16 protein-coding genes are annotated in these 16,902 nt (G+C 44.7%); 9 read left to right on the top strand and 7 right to left on the bottom strand.

Annotated elements, in window-relative coordinates:
- The first annotated feature begins 876 nt into the window (after positions 1-876).
- The 4 genes from LHUE1_RS02390 (at position 877) to LHUE1_RS02375 (ending at position 3,729) form a co-directional block, all read left to right on the top strand.
- Entirely contained in the window at positions 877-1,497 is a 621-nt protein-coding gene (locus LHUE1_RS02390) for a CPBP family intramembrane glutamic endopeptidase (RefSeq protein ID WP_080978145.1), read from the top strand.
- A gap of 431 nt (positions 1,498-1,928) precedes the next feature.
- Positions 1,929-2,126, top strand: coding sequence for a ComC/BlpC family peptide pheromone/bacteriocin (locus LHUE1_RS02385; RefSeq protein WP_213291503.1), 198 nt, complete (start codon positions 1,929-1,931; stop codon positions 2,124-2,126).
- Positions 2,127-2,153: 27 nt separating this feature from the next.
- Positions 2,154-2,312 (top strand): hypothetical protein, encoded by a 159-nt coding sequence (locus LHUE1_RS02380; protein WP_047105543.1) that lies wholly within the window; start codon positions 2,154-2,156, stop codon positions 2,310-2,312.
- A 1,135-nt stretch (positions 2,313-3,447) separates the two neighbouring features.
- The gene (locus tag LHUE1_RS02375; RefSeq protein WP_049171294.1) at positions 3,448-3,729 is read left to right on the top strand and encodes a hypothetical protein; all 282 of its coding nucleotides are present in this window, start codon (positions 3,448-3,450) and stop codon (positions 3,727-3,729) included.
- A gap of 180 nt (positions 3,730-3,909) precedes the next feature.
- On the opposite strand, the gene LHUE1_RS02370 is transcribed toward LHUE1_RS02375, so the two are convergent.
- Both LHUE1_RS02370 and LHUE1_RS02365 read right to left on the bottom strand, forming a co-directional pair.
- Positions 3,910-4,716 (bottom strand): response regulator transcription factor, encoded by an 807-nt coding sequence (locus LHUE1_RS02370; RefSeq protein ID WP_049171298.1) that lies wholly within the window; start codon positions 4,714-4,716, stop codon positions 3,910-3,912.
- Position 4,717: 1 nt separating this feature from the next.
- The gene (locus LHUE1_RS02365) at positions 4,718-6,019 is read right to left on the bottom strand and encodes a GHKL domain-containing protein (protein WP_049171300.1); all 1,302 of its coding nucleotides are present in this window, start codon (positions 6,017-6,019) and stop codon (positions 4,718-4,720) included.
- A 168-nt stretch (positions 6,020-6,187) separates the two neighbouring features.
- Between LHUE1_RS02365 and LHUE1_RS02360 the strand changes: the two genes are divergently transcribed.
- The 4 genes from LHUE1_RS02360 (at position 6,188) to LHUE1_RS02345 (ending at position 11,700) form a co-directional block, all read left to right on the top strand.
- Positions 6,188-6,334, top strand: coding sequence for a bacteriocin-like peptide, LSEI_2386 family (locus LHUE1_RS02360; RefSeq protein WP_191978410.1), 147 nt, complete (start codon positions 6,188-6,190; stop codon positions 6,332-6,334).
- 313 nt (positions 6,335-6,647) lie between these two features.
- A complete protein-coding gene (locus LHUE1_RS02355; protein WP_049171302.1) occupies positions 6,648-8,840 on the top strand; it encodes a peptide cleavage/export ABC transporter in 2,193 nt (730 codons plus the stop codon).
- An 11-nt stretch (positions 8,841-8,851) separates the two neighbouring features.
- On the top strand, positions 8,852-10,231 hold the full coding sequence (locus tag LHUE1_RS02350) for a bacteriocin secretion accessory protein (protein WP_049171305.1): 1,380 nt from the start codon (positions 8,852-8,854) through the stop codon (positions 10,229-10,231).
- Positions 10,232-10,344: 113 nt separating this feature from the next.
- Positions 10,345-11,700: a threonine/serine exporter family protein gene (locus tag LHUE1_RS02345; protein WP_049171308.1), complete on the top strand. Its 1,356-nt coding sequence runs from the start codon at positions 10,345-10,347 to the stop codon at positions 11,698-11,700.
- A 286-nt stretch (positions 11,701-11,986) separates the two neighbouring features.
- Here LHUE1_RS02345 and LHUE1_RS02340 read toward each other — a convergent pair whose 3' ends face one another.
- Positions 11,987-12,964, bottom strand: coding sequence for an aldo/keto reductase (locus LHUE1_RS02340; RefSeq protein ID WP_213291504.1), 978 nt, complete (start codon positions 12,962-12,964; stop codon positions 11,987-11,989).
- Between the two features lie 764 nt (positions 12,965-13,728).
- On the opposite strand from LHUE1_RS02340, the gene LHUE1_RS02335 reads away from it, so the two are divergent.
- On the top strand, positions 13,729-14,019 hold the full coding sequence (locus LHUE1_RS02335; RefSeq protein WP_049171314.1) for a bacteriocin immunity protein: 291 nt from the start codon (positions 13,729-13,731) through the stop codon (positions 14,017-14,019).
- A 15-nt stretch (positions 14,020-14,034) separates the two neighbouring features.
- On the opposite strand, the gene LHUE1_RS02330 is transcribed toward LHUE1_RS02335, so the two are convergent.
- From LHUE1_RS02330 to LHUE1_RS02315, 4 genes are all read right to left on the bottom strand, one after another.
- Positions 14,035-14,838: a hypothetical protein gene (locus tag LHUE1_RS02330; protein WP_277848220.1), complete on the bottom strand. Its 804-nt coding sequence runs from the start codon at positions 14,836-14,838 to the stop codon at positions 14,035-14,037.
- Positions 14,839-14,868: 30 nt separating this feature from the next.
- Complete coding sequence (locus tag LHUE1_RS02325; protein WP_049171319.1) at positions 14,869-15,654, bottom strand: UbiA prenyltransferase family protein; 786 nt, start codon at positions 15,652-15,654, stop codon at positions 14,869-14,871.
- Positions 15,654-15,983 (bottom strand): PadR family transcriptional regulator, encoded by a 330-nt coding sequence (locus LHUE1_RS02320; protein ID WP_049171321.1) that lies wholly within the window; start codon positions 15,981-15,983, stop codon positions 15,654-15,656. Before LHUE1_RS02320 ends, LHUE1_RS02325 begins: the two co-directional genes overlap by 1 nt.
- A 128-nt stretch (positions 15,984-16,111) precedes the next feature.
- Positions 16,112-16,759 (bottom strand): helix-turn-helix domain-containing protein, encoded by a 648-nt coding sequence (locus LHUE1_RS02315; RefSeq protein ID WP_049171324.1) that lies wholly within the window; start codon positions 16,757-16,759, stop codon positions 16,112-16,114.
- Positions 16,760-16,902 lie beyond the last annotated feature (143 nt).

Raw genomic sequence — 16,902 nt, 5'->3', positions numbered from 1 at the left:
ATGGTCGAGCGATGACATTCAACGCTGAAGATAAAAGTGGATAGAAAGTGACAATTGGGATGGCTAAGAGACACTAACTAAGGTCATTACGTTAAAATGCCTTTTAGTCTTCAACATCTCCAATTTTGAGAAAGGTGATTCTAAATGACTAAACTGAACGGTGAACCATTTCATGCGTTAACACGACGTACACTTGAGAAAGTCGTGGGCGGCAATGCGTTCACGAAATTTGACGATCTACTCTGGAATAAGACCTTGATAGAACCAGTCCATTTGCCAGGGAAAAGATACGGGTTGCCAATTGTCCGTCCAATTTTGCAGGAGAGTTAGCGGTCGAATTGCCAAGTTCAATCACGGATCGGTAATATTTTGCTGAAGAAATGATAGATTGGGGAATTTTTTGTGGGAATCTTGAATGGGTATTTAAAAAACTGGCGTGGCATGTGGTCTTTTGCAAATTTGCGATTACCGATTAGCAAACGTGCCTTTCTACAAGTCACTGTGACAGAATTTTTGCTTTATTTTGTCTGTGCACTAGTGGCCAATACCATTGGTGTACTATATGCTCCGTTATCGCTCCTGATCGGACTGTCGCTTTTTGCATTCGCGCTGTTCTCGATGCGAAGATTCATTTCTGTGGGAATTCCGCGAATACTAGCGGTTCCGATGTTTATTGTGCCGTTTTATCTTTTCAAATACCTAGGAACTTTTGGCTTGATCGCTGGATTCATCCTACTTGGACTTCATTTTTATATCACGGTATTTTTAAAGCCGAGAAAAAGGAAAATACAAAGATGAAAAATGAAGAGCTAATTTGAATGTATTTAGCCACAAAAGCGTTCGCAATGCCGGCTGCCGACATGCGAACGCTTTTTTATGGAAGGGGAAGTGTCGTTGAATCCAAGGATAGATTCTCATGGCGGAGTAAGCAATTTAAGATTTGCAATATGGTTTGGACTAGTGATGCCGCAAGTAGCGCTGTGGGGCATTGGTTTTGTTCGTCCGAATAATCCGATTTTTTTGGTTATTTGGTATGTGCTCACTTTCTTTTATATGTTCGTTTCATATAAGTATCTCGCTGCAGTGTCTTATCTAAAGCCTTCACCTTCGAAAATATTCATCGGATTGCTTGGCGGTATACTCGTCTTAATCCTGGAGGTGATCTTTGCTGAACTTTTTCCGAATATCCAAGGCTCGCAACTGGATCCCAACATGACACCGTTTATCCCACTGTACGCATGTATTTGTGGGCCACTTTGGGAAGAAGTTCTGTTTAGAGGTATTTTGAACAAAAGGATCTTTCGCGGATCAATTCTTGGACTGGTCGTGTCATCGCTTGGCTTTTCCCTGCTACATGACTATCTTTCTCCGCTCATCATCTTGTATTTTTTAATGGCTTTGATTTTCAGTTTCTGTAATCGTGGTAAGACAGATATCAGCGCGTCGATTGTTGCCCACATGGTTGTCAACACAGTCGTATTTTTCCTTAACTTTTAGGCACTTATAGGAGTTGCCTACCTGAAAAAGTTAAGTGACTCGTTATTGCCATGGCAAACCTGGCTGTCGATAGTGTCTAATCCCTGATGGTTCTGTTGTGCTACGGCGCATTATACCAACAGCATGTTCGTTGAAAGCGGCGATTAATTCCAGCAAGGCGCTACCTGCTTGTCGAATTAATCACCGCTTTTAATGCTCTGGCGGCGACTAAAGATGATCCAGCCAAAAAATAAACGTCGCAAAATCGGCTTTTTTCGTTGAATTTTGTCGTCTTTGGTTAAATTCACTACGAAAAGTTCAAAAATACCGACGTTTAAAATTAATTAATCAGATGAACTCAAACCTATCGTATATTGTGTTTAGGGAAGCTAGCACCCTAAAAAGTTTAAATATATCGGCTGTGAATAAGTCGAAGAAATGGAGGAAACGCCATGCAACAATTCGTGACGTTGGATGATAGCAGCCTGGAACGGATCAGTGGTGGCGGCACTGATAATTTTTGGACTTACATTGGCATGGGACTCGGAGCGATTGCACGAAGCTGGGTTCAAGGTGGTTTTGTGGCACCTGCAATGAGTCTTAGCATCGATGTTCTCAACGAGCTTAAACGAAAAGAAAACCTGCCATAGGATGAGTCAAAAGAAAGGATGAGCGTCATGACCAACTTAAAAGATTCCGAACTTTGCCAGATTACAGGTGGCTTTTTACCGTTCGCGATTCCGGTAGCAACGATTCTAGGTATTCTGGCGACAGATGCATTTAATCATGCTGACCAGCTGATTGATGGGTTTAAACAAGGCTGGGAGAGGCCATAACAAAGTCATATCGAGAGCATGTGGATCTAGTACTGGCCTAAATTTGTTTGATCTGCAGAGCTGTTGCTTTGTCGAACAGTGATCGGTTCATGCGCTAAAGGCGCTTTGCTAGGTGTTGCTTTCGGAGGAAACGCCATAGGTGGGTGTGCAGTGTCTGCGGGATTTGATGTCGGCGGACAACTTATTCGTGGACACCGCTAAATTTAGAGATGAAAGTACGTATGAATATGACAAAAACTTTACTTTTAGTTATTTTTGTATTGGTGTATCTATTAGGGGTTCTTGTATATACACTCAGCAAAAAAAACGGGCATTATCGAGTTTGGAATGATAAGTACCTCGATAGTGATAACGAAATATCTTTTATACGTGCTTACGTTTTAAATGCAATATGGTTTATTACCTATGCTTAGAGCTTTATGACCGTAAATTGTCTTGACTTTCTGGTCTTGAAAGTCTCCATTTTTTTCGACTCAATGATGAACTTAAAGCACTGACGATAATTAGCGAAAGAGTTCAAAGGCTTGAGAAGTGTTTTTGCAATTAGTTTGGCAACCTTTGCAATGGTGATGCGCGTTATTAAGCACATTTTTAGGCATTCCGGCAAATTACACTTACTAGGAAATTGACGGCTTTAAACATCGTAGAAAAAAGCCCGTAACGAGTTTATAATCGGCGTGCTCTTAAGAGAGACGGGATGATAACCGTTCAGGAAAATGTGGCTCTGGCACTGCAGAAGCAAGAGCTGTTAGGGTTTCCTTTCCGGTCCATATCTCGGATTCTCTTTGGGTTTGTGCGCACTGTTGCACGAGCAGTTATCGGCGAAATCGAAGGTGAATTCACTTACATGAAAGAAATGGCTGCATTTGATCATAAGCGACTTAGACAGCCGCTTTCTATATGGATAGTCCAGATTTGTTTGTTCACACTACTGTGGATCATGTCTGATGATGCGAGTTGGCAGGTGTATGCGATTATCCTCATTGCAATTCTATCCAATTCGTACGATTTTTTGAGAAAACTGTTCACAATGACAAGAGCGTATGATCGACAACGAAACAACAAGGAATGACCATATTTAAAAGTTTGTTTATAAAGGCAGAAGAATCACGCAACTGCGGGTAGGAGCAGAAAAATGCCATCTAAAGATGAGATAATTGTTGCAATGGAGAAGCTAGCCATTAAGTTGAGTATGTGTCATAAAAACTCTGAAACAGCACTGTTTGTTGACCGAGAATTAGAAGTGTTGAAAACGTGCGATGGTCTTGCATTCCACAACAAGCTCCAATACTTCTTTAACACCGCAGTTATCAAATTGTCTGACAGTATTTCTTTCAGTGAGTCAGAAAAAACATTTTGGGATGCTGTCTTTGAGTACAAACAATTAGGCAACTATGATTGGATCGCAAGTGAATGAGCGGCTGTTGTATTCCTTAATATGCTTTTTCAGCTGTTCTTTGAATCAGCGACCAATAGCCCGAGAATCGGCGAAAAGTCAGCTCAATCGACAAGCTTTCTAAAGGCCCAGATATTCCTTCGAAAACGGAAGAATTTCTGGGCCTTTTTTGCACTTGCCGCGAGGGTGACGGGCGTTTTTTTAAGCGTCATCCGCCAGATTGTTAGCCTCAGCATGTGAACGATTAGCCGCTGCCATGAGTCTACGTAAAGCTGAAACTTTACGAATGCTGACGTCAAGCTTATCCTGATTATCCATGTAAACAAACCGACCAGAGGCGTTCAATTTGTGAACGTGAAGGGGGTTAAGCAGGAAACTTCGATGGCATCGAAATAAGGTTGGATATCGAGTTGAAACTTCCTTTAAGTTCCCTGGGAAAGTCGTGGTTTCATGTTTAGCGTGCAATTCGAGCGTGCTAGGTGTACCGAGCACGGTTTGAATGTACAGCACGTCGTCTAGCGGAAGTGAAAAGAGATTGGCTCCGATCTGGTAGCTGAATAGCCGTGGAGATTCGAGTTGACGTGACCGTAATCGCTTTATCCCTTGAACAAGATTGGTACGCAGTCGCGTTTCAACTTCTGCAGGCACGCTTTTATCCACTAAGTCTAAAGGTAGAATCTTCTGGGATAGAATGGCAAGTGCTTGTTCGGTGTGGCTGGTAATGAACATGATGTCTGCATATAGCGAATGTTTCCGGACAATGTTGGCAATATCAATACCATTGATAGAGGATCCGGGAATATCAATGTCCAGCAGAAAGAAGCTGTCATTAATTTGCTGTAGATCAATGGCGTTTAACAGATCCGTAGCAGATTGGGTAGCGATTTTAATTTCGGCATGCAATTCTTCAATCATGATGTAGTTGTTTAGTGTCTTTTCGATGAACCTTAGGAAGGTAGCATCGTCTTCCAAGATGAAGATTTTTAAGGTTGTACGGTTGGTAGTCATATCATGAATCCCCTATGAATAAAGTGATTTTCAGCTGTTGGTTAATAACCGATTTTCTGATAAGGATATTTTTGTTTTGTTGCATGAGCTCATTGATGATGGACAAGCCATTGCCATGTCCGTCGCCCTTAGTCGTAAAGTCCTTCTTTTCGAGATTTGCCAGATTAAAATCAGGATCGACATCGTTTATGACGCTGACTTCTAGACCTTGCTCCAAGGCAATTAACGTGACGTTGAAGCGATGATGTTTAATTCTGACCGTTTCCTCTAGAGCATTGTCGATCAAGATGCCAAGCGCTCTGATAATGGCAAAACCAAGGGCACTTTCTAGAGGATGAATGATTCCTTTAGTTTGGACATTCATGATGACATTGTGGTTCATTGATTCAGCCCATTTTAAATAAAGCAAGCTTTTTAAAGGATCACTTTTAATTGATGTGAATGAACTTTTGCCTAGTTCTGCCTGATTTAGCGATGCCTGGGCTCGCGAAAGGATGGCTTGGGTATCCGGCGAGATGGTTGAAGAGGATTGCTGCAGAGACAGTTGAAGCGATGCTAACAGATTTTTGTAGTCGTGTAGAAGCTTGTTCGTGTTTTTTTGCTGTTGGCTCAGGGTAGTGTAGTACGCCCGCTGAGAGGCCTCGGCCCGCTTGATCCAGGTGAGTTCAACATAGTAACTGAACGACTTCAAAATCAAGAAAAGTGAATATAAGTTGATGATAATTGACAGCGTAAAGATACCGAGAATAAGCAAGTCCAACATGATGCCGATGTTGACTAAATTAGATATCGCCTCAAAGCAGTACAACGAAACGCATGTGGCACCTGTATAGAGAATAACTGATTTCTGGAGATGGTTTTGCTCCCTGATGAGCATTCGTAGCTGGTCAAGTTGCGTTTGTTTCTTTACTAAGAGCCATATCACAATCACTGCTAATATTGCAGTTAGAATCAGTGTGGTAACCACACTGATTAAAATTAGGTGTTTTATACCTGCCGCAGCGAAAGTTCTTATGACACAGGTTTGAATCGTGATGATGATGAGATTAACTTCCATAAAGATAAAGACCCAGAATTTGTCAGAACTTTGGTTCGTTTTGGATATATACCATGCATAAATTAAGCAAAAACTGATTTCTCCATAAGTTAGAAAAAACAACGAAAGCGTCGTTCCAGTAATTGACCATAAAGCAACGTGAAGCGGACGGATACGGCAAAAGAAGATATACGAAAGAAACCCAATGCCAAAAATGAAGACTGGCCAATTTATAAAAAAGTATATATGACCGGGAAGACTGACCATATTAAAAACACCCGTTTCCTTGAGAATAGGCCAATTTATTTTTTGCATTCGTGTCATAAAACGACGTTAATTGGCCAAAATACGACGTTAATTTTTTGTTTAACAACAGCTGTGCCATTCATGCTAGGCTGATGGTATCAAAATAAAGTGTCTAGGAGGAAACTTACCATGACTGACCAAAAGAGTATTCAGAAGGAGACAACCATGTCCGATTACAGCCTTTCGCAAGTGCGCGGAGGCACCAATCGTGTCTCGAGTCAGCCGTTTGAGGATTTAAAAAGTTGGATTGCTGGTCTTTTTCGAGGAAAACAATAAGGGGTGCAGGAAAAAGATCTGCTTTTGGGCCTGATATCTTCGTCAAGGATGCATGAATGAAGCAGCGGATAAGCCACTTTTATTAAATAAAAAGTAAATTGTGATTTTTATTTAATATTAAATTCTCTATTTTAAGATGCTATTGGTTCTCAGCAGGGTCATATTACCATAAATTTGTTTTCGTGGCAGTTAATATGCTTAACCTTAACAACTATGATAAAAGGGTAAGCTCCGAGCAAACTTGTCGCATCTCTCTGCGAACTGTTGACGTTGCAGTCTTTACAATCTGAAATCCAATAAGGGGAGGCCGTGGATGTTCAAATACAAATTTAAACTAGGCCAAGCAAAATACTTCAAACGCTATTACACGCCTCAGGTGGATGAGCGTGATTGCGGCGTTGCGGCGCTTAATATGTTGCTGAAGTTTCATGGGTCCGACTATTCGCTCGCACATTTACGGCAATTAGCAAAGACGGATCAGGAAGGAACAACAGCGTTAGGCATTGTTCGTGCTGCCCAGGAACTTCATTTTGAAACCAAGGCAGTTAAGGCGGATATGACGTTGTTTGATTTGGATGATGCGCCATATCCGATTTTGGTTCATGTTTTGAAGCGCGGCGAGTTGTCGCATTATTATGTCGTGTTTAAGGCGACGAAGGATCATATCTTAATCGGTGATCCTGACCCTTCAGTCGCGATGACCTGGCTTTCAAAAGAGGAGTTTGCCAAGGAGTGGTCGGGGGTGGCTATCTTTATTGCTCCTGAACCGCAATATCAACCGCGCAAAGAGGACAAAGGCAGTTTGTTTGCCTTCGTGCCGTTGCTCGCGCGGCAAAAAGTGATCATTGCCAATATTATTGTGGCGGCTTTGTTGATCACGATGATTAGCATTGTTGGGTCGTATTTTCTGCAATCGATCATTGATACCTACATTCCAAGTGCCATGCGGACGACGTTAGGGATGATCGCCAGTGGGCTGATTCTCGCCTACATTCTCCAATCCGTTTTGACGTATGGCCAGAATTTCTTGATGGCGGTTTTAGGCCAGCGATTGTCGATTGACGTTATTTTAGGTTACGTTCGGCATCTGTATGAATTACCCATGTCCTTTTTTGCAACGCGCCGGACAGGGGAGATTGTGTCGCGGTTTTCGGATGCCAATAAAATTATCGATGCCTTGGCGAATACGATTATGACCCTGTTTCTTGACGTTTGGATCGTGCTTATTTTAGGCATTGTTTTGGGCATTCAAAATACCACATTGTTCCTGGTGTCCTTAATTGCGGTGCCTTGTTACTTGGTGATTGTTTTCGCGTTTCAACGTCCTTTCAATCGGCTGAATCAAGAGACAATGGAAAGCAATGCCATTTTGAGCTCATCGATTATTGAGGATCTGAACGGTATTGAGACCATTAAGTCGCTGACAGGCGAAAAAGTCAGTTATGAACGGGTTGACCGTGAATTCGTTACGTATTTAAAAAAGTCATTCAATTACGCGAAAGCTGACCAACTTCAACAAGCCATCAAGGGGTTGCTGAAACTCGTCTTGAATGTGGTGGTGTTGTGGATTGGGGCGAGTCTGGTGATGGCTAACAAGATGAGCTTGGGGCAGATGCTGACGTTCAATGCCTTGCTGTCATACTTCACCAATCCGTTAGAAAGCATCATTAACTTGCAACCAAAATTGCAAATGGCTAAGGTGGCGAATAATCGGCTGAATGAGGTTTATTTGGTTGAATCTGAGTTTAAAGAACAGCGCCATCTGACCGATCGCAGCTTGATCGATGGCGCCATCATTGTGAATGACGTTTCTTTTAAGTATGGATTTGGTCAGGATATTTTGAAGCATGTCCATCTTGAAGTGCCCGCAAACGCTAAATACACGATTGTCGGCATGAGTGGGTCAGGTAAATCAACTTTGGCCAAATTATTGGTCGGTTTTTACCCGGTCGAAACAGGCAGGGGGAAAATCACTTTTAATGGCGCGCAGATCGATGATGTGGCGCTCACGACGCTACGGCAATATATCGAGTATGTGCCGCAAGAACCATTTATTTTTTCCGGATCGGTGATGGAAAACTTAACGTTAGGCAGTCGTGCCGATTTGACGCAGGCGCAACTTGAAGACGCATGTGCTGTTGCGGAGATTGCCACGGATATTATGAATCTGCCGCAAATGTGGCAGACCAAGCTCACGGAAAGCGGGAGCATTTTATCAGGCGGGCAGAAGCAGCGATTGGCGATTGCGCGAGCACTGTTGTCGCCGGCCAAAGTGCTGATTTTTGATGAGTCAACTAGCAGTCTGGATACCATTACAGAACGGCGGATTGTGGATCGATTGTTGGCAATGAAGGATCGAACGATTATTTTTGTTGCGCACCGACTCACCATCGCGGCTAAAACCGAGCAGATCGTGGTGATGGATCACGGGGCAATTGTTGAGCAGGGCAATCATGCCGAACTGCTGGCGAAGCAGGGATATTATGCGCGGTTGGTGAGTGAATAAGGAGGTTGACGATGATTGATCTTAAGAAATTAGAGACCACCGAGTTTTATAATCATCGTTACCGCAATTTTTCGACCATGATTATCTTGCCGACAGCGATTCTGTTTATAGGCCTGTTGCTCTTTTTAATTTTTGCTAAACGCGAGGTGACCGTGACAATTGCGGCGGAAATTGCCCCAGTTAAAACTGCCGTAACCATTCAGGGGACAGCAGCGAATCGGATTGTGACGAATCATATGAAGGAAGGCAAGCGGGTCAAAAAAGGCGAGACGCTGCTGGTGTATCACGATGTAGCCAATCATGCACAATTAAAGGTGTTGAACCAACAGTTGGACACGCTAAAAGATCAAAAAGGCCATTTGGACACGCTCAATCGGAGTATTGCCGCCAATAAGGATCTTTTTACCAGTGCTGACAAGTTCGGCTATCAGCAACAAGTGCGCGATTATCTCAATCAGCGCCGGGTTTACGAACTAGAGTCGGAAGCCGTGAATGCAACCCAAAACGTGGCTAATGCCAAGAACAAGGAAATTGATCAATTGTTACGGACCAGTATGCAAGCCAGCGAGGATAAAATAGCAGCGATTCGCGAGGCTCAAAACGCCATCCGAACCGATCAGCCGCTAAAAGCCGACCATATTTATAGTTACCTTTATGCGCAATATCAAGCCGAAGCCAAAAATACGGAGACAGCTAATCTTGGCAACTTAAAAGGTCAATACCAGTCACAGCTGCAAAATCTGCTGACAAGTGAAAAAGAGGCGCTCGCTGCACTAAAAACCCAACGCGCCAACCAAAAGCAAGCCGATCTTTCTACGCAACAAACAGGGCAAAATGAGGCAAAGTTAGCTTCTTTGCAAAACAAAATGCAGCAAACCATCGCGGCAGAGCAACTGAAGGTGCAACAGGCCATTCAGGAAGGCGAGGCAAAACTCACGGCACTCAAAGATCAACGCAATAACTATCAAGTCAAAGCGCCAGCCGACGGGATTTTGCATCTTGAAGCAACTCTAAGTGGCAACAAGTACATTCCCACCGGCACAGTCTTAGCCCAGATCTTGCCGGATTTGGCTAAGCAAAAAGAAGCTGATTTGAAGCTAGCAGTTTCGCCGACTGAGGTCATGAGCCTGAAACGCGGTCAAAACGTTCGCTTACGAATCGCTCGGAACGTTCCGACGCCTATGACGGTAACGGGCAGGATTTATGCAGTTGACGTTGCACCGACCGTAAATCCCAAAACCGGCAACTACTTTAAAGCCCAGGCTAGGGTACACTTGTCTAAAACACATCAACAGTCGCTCTACTATGGCATCGCTGGAGAAGCAACCGTGATTACCGGTACAAAGACGTATTGGCAGTATTTTGTTGATAAAATGTTCAATCGCCAGTAACAAGTGCGGCGATATTTTTAAAATAAGCCAGCTAAAGTTGTGCTAAAATAGTGAATGTTTCTTTTCATTTTTCAAAACGAATATTCCTATAAGAAGAAGGATTGGCACAAGTTATGACGTCAAAAAGTAATCAGGCGGCGCAGGGGAATCCACCGCTTTCAGAAAAACACCATATGCAGATTCCTTGGTATGACGTCATCGTTAGCGAAGAACGTCAGGCGGATCATGCAACGCTTGAAGAACGGGCATCGCTTGTTGGCCGGGTTGGCATTATGCTGCTGGCGTGTGGCACAGGGGCGTGGCGAGTTCGGGAAGCCATGAACACGGTGGCGCGAGCCTTGCGGATGTCGTGTTCGGCTGACATTGGCTTAATTTCATTGTCGTATACCTGCTTCAGCAATAACCACGCTTATTCCGAAGTGTTATCGTTGCCGCAAAGTGGTGTGAACACGGACAAGTTGGATGCGCTGGAACGATTTGTGCGCGAGTTTGATACGCAGTATGCCAAAGAGACGGTGCGGGATATTCATCACCGGCTTGATCAGATTCAGAAAATGTCCGGCAACTATGATCCGCTTCGTGCAGGTCTTGCTGCGGCGTTGGCCTGTTGTGCCTTCGTTTTCCTGCTTGGAGGCGGTCCGATTGAGATGATTTGTTGTTTTGTCGGTGCGGGTATCGGTAACTGGCTGCGCGGGATCATGATTCGGCGCAATTGGACGTTGCTGGCGTGCATCGGGGTCAGTGTTGCGGTTGCCTGTCTGGTTTACTTTCTTGTTTTCCGAGGCCTGGAAATGAGCTTGGGAATTGCTGCACGGCATGAGGCTGGCTATATCGGTGCTATGTTATTCGTCATTCCGGGCTTCCCGTTTATCACCAGTATGTTGGATATTTCCAAGCAGGATATGCGCTCAGGCATGGAGCGGCTGTTATATGCCTTGATGATCACGATTGTCGCTTCATTGGTTGGGTGGTTAGTGGCCATGGTGGTGCACTTGCGCCCGGAGAATTTTGCCGATTTAGGCCTTAATCCGGCACTTTTACTGGTTTTCCGGCTCATCGCCAGCTTTTGTGGGGTTTTCGGTTTCTCCGTAATGTTCAACAGCCCGCGGCGCATGGCAGTTCAGGCTGGTTTGATCGGGGCCGTCGCCAACACGTTGCGGCTTGAACTGGTGGATTTAAATACGATTCCGCCAGCTGCGGCAGCGTTTATCGGTGCGTTGGTGGCCGGTTTGATTGCCTCGGCGATCAACCGGGTTGACGGCTATCCGCGAATTTCGCTGACCGTGCCGTCAATTGTGATCATGGTTCCGGGCCTTTATATTTATCGGGCTGTGTATAATATCGGTCTTAACAACATTGGCGTTGGCGCGGAATGGATGACCCGCGCGGCACTCATTATCATGTTTTTGCCACTGGGCTTATTTACCGCGCGTCTGATTATGGATTCGCGGTGGCGGAAAAGCGATTGAGCCTCTAGTCATCCGAAGCACACAAACAACCCCACTTTGCTTGGCAAAGTGGGGTTGTTGCGTTGATTGCTTGAATGATTTGATTTGTCAGCAATGAAGCAAATCGTTATGTCGCAACAGCGCTGTTGCCAAAGAAAGCTGCCGGCAGCGATGAGTGGTGCATAAATCCTGATGCCACCTAGCTAACATGTGAGCTGGCCTTGATCACACTTGGGTGGCGTGTAAATGTACCCTTACATCAATATAAATCGGTGAGCGGCAGCTTTTGACAACAGTGATGAAGCTGTTACCATTCATATCCAACCGGATTTTTGATGATGCGATCATACACATCTTTGACCACTGCCATTTGTTCAGGCGTCAGTGGCGGCACGTCCGCAGCATCGGTGTTGCGTTCGATTTGGGTAGGGTTGCTGGCACCGGGGATGACGGCTGAAACAGCATCATACATTAAGATAAAACGCAATGCGGTTGCGGCGAGATTGTCGGAGCCGAGGCGTTCCTTAAGTTCACGGGCAGCTTTAACGCCGGTTAGATAATCAACGCCGGAGAAAGTTTCACCTTTGCTGAAGTGCTCGCCGTGACGATTGTTGGCTCGTTGATCGGTCGGGGCAAATTTGGTGTTTTCATCGAACTTGCCGGTCAGTAAGCCGCTTGCTAATGGGACGCGAGCGAGAATGCCAACATCATGTTGTTTGGCCAGCGGGAAGAAGGTTTCGGCAGGGCGCAGACGGAACATGTTGAAAATCACTTCAACGACAGCCGTGTCATAGTCCAAAGCTTTAATGCCTTCCTCGGCGCGCTCGATGCTGACACCGTAATGCTTGATCTTGCCGGCTTTTTGCAAGGCATCCAGTGCAAAGAAGGTCTCGGGTTGGTAGTAGACCTGCATTGGCGGGCAGTGCAACAAGACAATATCCAGGCTGTCCAAGCCCATATTTTGTAATGATTCATCGACATAGCGGCGTACATGATCAGGATCAAAATGCTCGGCGGTCAATGGTTCTTCTTTACGGCCGATTTTTGTCGTGAAATGAACGTCGGGATGCTGTTTGACAAAGGCGCCGACCATTTTTTCGCTTTCACCGCCTTGATAACCATCGGCAGTATCAAAAAAGTTGACGCCATGAGCATAAGCTTCTTCCAAAGTTTCGCGCGCAACCTTGGCATCAAACGGCGCACCCCACTTGCCGCCTAATTGCCAAGTGCCGAGGGAAACTTCACTGACTTTGTAACCGGTTTTGCCTAATAAACGATATTTCACTTGAAAGATCCTTTCTTAACCTGAATAGGATTTCCAATTTTTGCAAAAGCAGGCGCGACACTGATTAAAAGTGGATCGCGCTGGCTTGGTGGCTATCCATTGCACTAAGGTTCGTCCCCCCAAAACTTCACGAAGCGAGACGTAACACCATCTCAACTTTACAAATAATTTTGTGTCGATGCAATATGGATTTGATAGGATTGGCTGCACGAGGATTAAGGAGTTTCGGGCAGACACCAGAACTGGACATTCAAAAACCCATCGCAATAAAATCCACAATGGGCTCAGGCTCGAACAAGATTTACGCCTCCTTATGGAATAGGTATCCCGAGATCCAGACGATCAAAAAGAACACGACTCCAGTAAACAGATTTCTGAAGACCTGAAAGTGGCCACCTAAAAATAAATCAACGCCAAAAAGGAAAACCGTGAAAACACAGGTACTGATAAGCGCTTCTTTTGCGTTCATGATGAGCAGACACCTCGTAAATTTTGCCCTAGGGTTGGTTCGACAGCGAATTTGTAGGTTGAATCGGTCATATGCGCCCTCCCGTTGCTTTGCAATGAATACTTTTACTAACCCTCAGTTTGCGACAAAACCGCCGCGTTGTGACAAAATTTAAATAAACGTTGGGTTTTCCCAAATAAACGTTGCGTTATTTTTCAAGTTGTCAAAACGACACGTTCTTCTAGACAAAAAGCGATGTAACATTGCATCAAGTACAGTAACGCGCTAAACTGCATTCATCCTGGAGGTGCCCAAAATGAATAAAAAAGAAACCCAGTTATTTCAGGCGATCGACACAGCTTACAACGATCCTGAAATGACGGCCTACCCACAAATTCGGCGTGACTTATTAATGGCGGCCCAAGAATTGCAAAACGGGACAGCTTATCAGATAGTTGCGGTCAAGTTGAAGCGGACGATTTCGCGGTACGTTTTGCTGAACCATTTGCAAATGCCGGCTGCGGCGGGACGACTCTTTATAGCAATTGGACCGATGGGTGAACGCTATAACGGTGAGGCGAGTGTTTTTAGTCTATTTTTTAGATAAAGATGGAAAAGGCGACTAAGAATGGATGCTAGTACCGTTTGTTGATGAATGCAGCGGATCGGGCCGGTAGAAAAGCAAGCCAAGCGCGCAAACGATTCCGGCAATGCCCAGGATGACCGTTAATTCAGAAGACGGCAAAGCAAGGCCGAGCACGGCGATTAGCCACACGCCGGTCCAGCCGAGGAAGATGAGAAAAATCGGCCGTAACCACAGTGCGCAAGCTAGATTAATAGCACAAAGAATCGCAGAAAATCTGATGAGTGTCGGACTGGAAATAGCAAAGGGTGCCACGCCACGGAACAGGTATCCCGTCAAAAAAGGCACCACAAACATAAGCACTAATAATATCCATAACCCAGCGATTGTCTTGCGCGAAAGTTTGTTAAAGAAAATGCCACGGGCAAACGAGGCGCCAATCATGAGTAAGGCAAAGAAATTAATGCCGATCACATCGCTTAGGCTAAAACGCAAACTGGGGCTAATCAACATGATTAATATATTTTGAATGAGCAGAAACATGAGCAGTGGCCAATACATCGTGAAAAGGTAAGTGATTGAGATGTGTGGCAACTCTTTTAGAATATTGTCGGCTGCCGCCTGAGGATCGTCACTAAAGAAGTCTGCTACTTTATGACCATTCTGTTGTGCGTCGATCAACGTTGCCAATAAGTCGCTAATAGCCTGTTCAATGGCATAAGGGTCTTTGCGTAGATCACCGCGTAAATATTGGATGACTGTTTCGGTGTAGGTGTAGTCCGTACCGTGAATCTTTTTGAGTTGTTGATCATTGGCGGTGCGAAGTTGGGTTAATTTTTTCATGAGGTGTCGCCTCCTTGAAACTTGGCTGAGTTAGACAGGTAACTGTGATTTCGGCTCGGAATGATAGAACAGCAAAAGGGTGGCAACGAGCACGCCGGTAATCGCGATGCCAACAGTCAGTGGCGAAGTGGGCAACATCATACCAATGAATGCCAGCAACCACACACAGGTCCATGCGAGAAACAAGTGAGCAACCTTGCGAAAGCCCAAAGCACCGATTAGATTCAGTACGAGGAAGCTAACGCTGAAGAGCATAAGCGTTGATCTGGAAACTGAAAAAGGTGTGCGTCCAGCTACCAAATAGCTGAGTATCAGTAACGCAATTATCATCATGGCAAAGCCTAACATGGCACTATAAACGGTTTTACGCGAGAGTTTGTTGAATGAGAGGCCGCGGGCAAATGGCATATTGACGAAAGCAAAGGCAACCGTTAACAATGCAGCAATATTGCCTAAGGATAGCTGAGTTTTTTGACTAGCTAACATGATAAAAGAACTAACGGTAAAGAAGAACATGATTACTGGCCAATATTGATTTGAGAGGTACCAAGCAGGCACAGGTGGTAGCTCCTCTAGAATCTGATCCGCAGCCTTTTGAGGGTCATCGCTGAAAAAGCTTGCGACGCGGTGGCCGGACTCTTGGGCGTCAATGAGAGTCGCCAGTAAGTCGCTAATAGCCTCTTCAATGGCATAGGGATCTTTACTTAACTTGCTGCGTAAATAGATGATGACGGATTCCGTGTAACTATAGTCTGTACCGTGAATCTTTTTGAGTTGTTGGTCATTGGCAGCTCGGAGTTGGTTTAGTTTTTTCATCACGATTCGCCTCCTTGATTGAGATTTGCCATGGCTTGAACCAATTGATGCCATTGTTGTTGAAAAATGGTGAGCGTCTTTTTCCCTTCGTCGGTGAGATGGTAGTATTTGCGATCAGGGCCATTGCCGGTTGGTCGGCGGACACCGATGATGAGTTTATTTCTCTGCAGCTTCAACAGTAAAGGATAGATGGTGCCTTCAGGAATGTCGCCAAACCCAAGCGCGGCCAACTTTTCGTGTAAAGCGTAGCCGTAAATATCGCCTTGCTGAATAATTTTCAAGATGGCGCCTTCTAGAATGCCCTTCAGCATTTGCGATGAAGGTTGCATGGCCTCGCCTCCCTTGATACCTTGTTAAGCATAGTATAATCATGGGGAGATACCTTGTAAAGCAAGATATCTTAGCTAAAAAAAGCCAGCGCAATTGGCTGGCTTTGGGATGGCTGTGAATGCGGAGGTTAAGGCTTTTCTTTGAGTTCGGCGAAGCCAAAGATCACAAAAATAATACTGAATGTTTCGGCTACCGGCTTCATAAGCAAGCCTGAATAGTAGCCGAATAAGTAAGCAGCCTCGTCAGAAATTGATTTATAAATGTGAAGTGTCATGCTGCCTTCCACGCTAATAAATATTAAGACAACACCTAAGCCAATCCCCAGTACCGTCAGCAGAAGCTTATGAGAGAAGCTGTCAACCCAGGCGTGATAATTAGGATAGTGAGTCGCTAAGATTACTAGATTAATGATTAAAGCGATGGCAAGCCATCCTGATAATTGCCGTGTGTTAGCTGGAAAACTTTTAACCGCCAAAATTCCTAAAATAAGTATGACGTTCAAATAATATGTAACTTGAAAGTACCGGTTGTCTCGTTGCGCCTGTTTGCTGATTGTCTCGTAATGATCCATCATTGTACGATCCTCCCTAAGTAATCGATCCAAAGAAATGTTATAAAAGTCACTGATGCTGACCAATGTTCCGACGTCGGGGAAGCTACGCGCATTCTCCCAGCTGGAAATTGTTTTCGCTGAAACATGTAGTTGCTTGGCAACTTGTGTTTGGGTCAAGTGCTGTTGTTGCCGAGCCAATTTCAGCTTGTCGCTAAGTTGCATATTCTTCACCACCTGTTGCTATTGTTAAGGTGTGGCTAAAAATGTACAAGTCTTTTTGCGAAATACTGACTCTAAGAATCGTAGAGTTGTTGGTGTGGCGCGGAATATGAGCCACCCATCAAAAAGCATCTCAATTGATAACC

Source organism: Lacticaseibacillus huelsenbergensis, assembly GCF_029726355.1.
Classification (GTDB): domain Bacteria; phylum Bacillota; class Bacilli; order Lactobacillales; family Lactobacillaceae; genus Lacticaseibacillus; species Lacticaseibacillus casei.
This window is presented reverse-complemented; position numbering and strand designations above follow the sequence as displayed.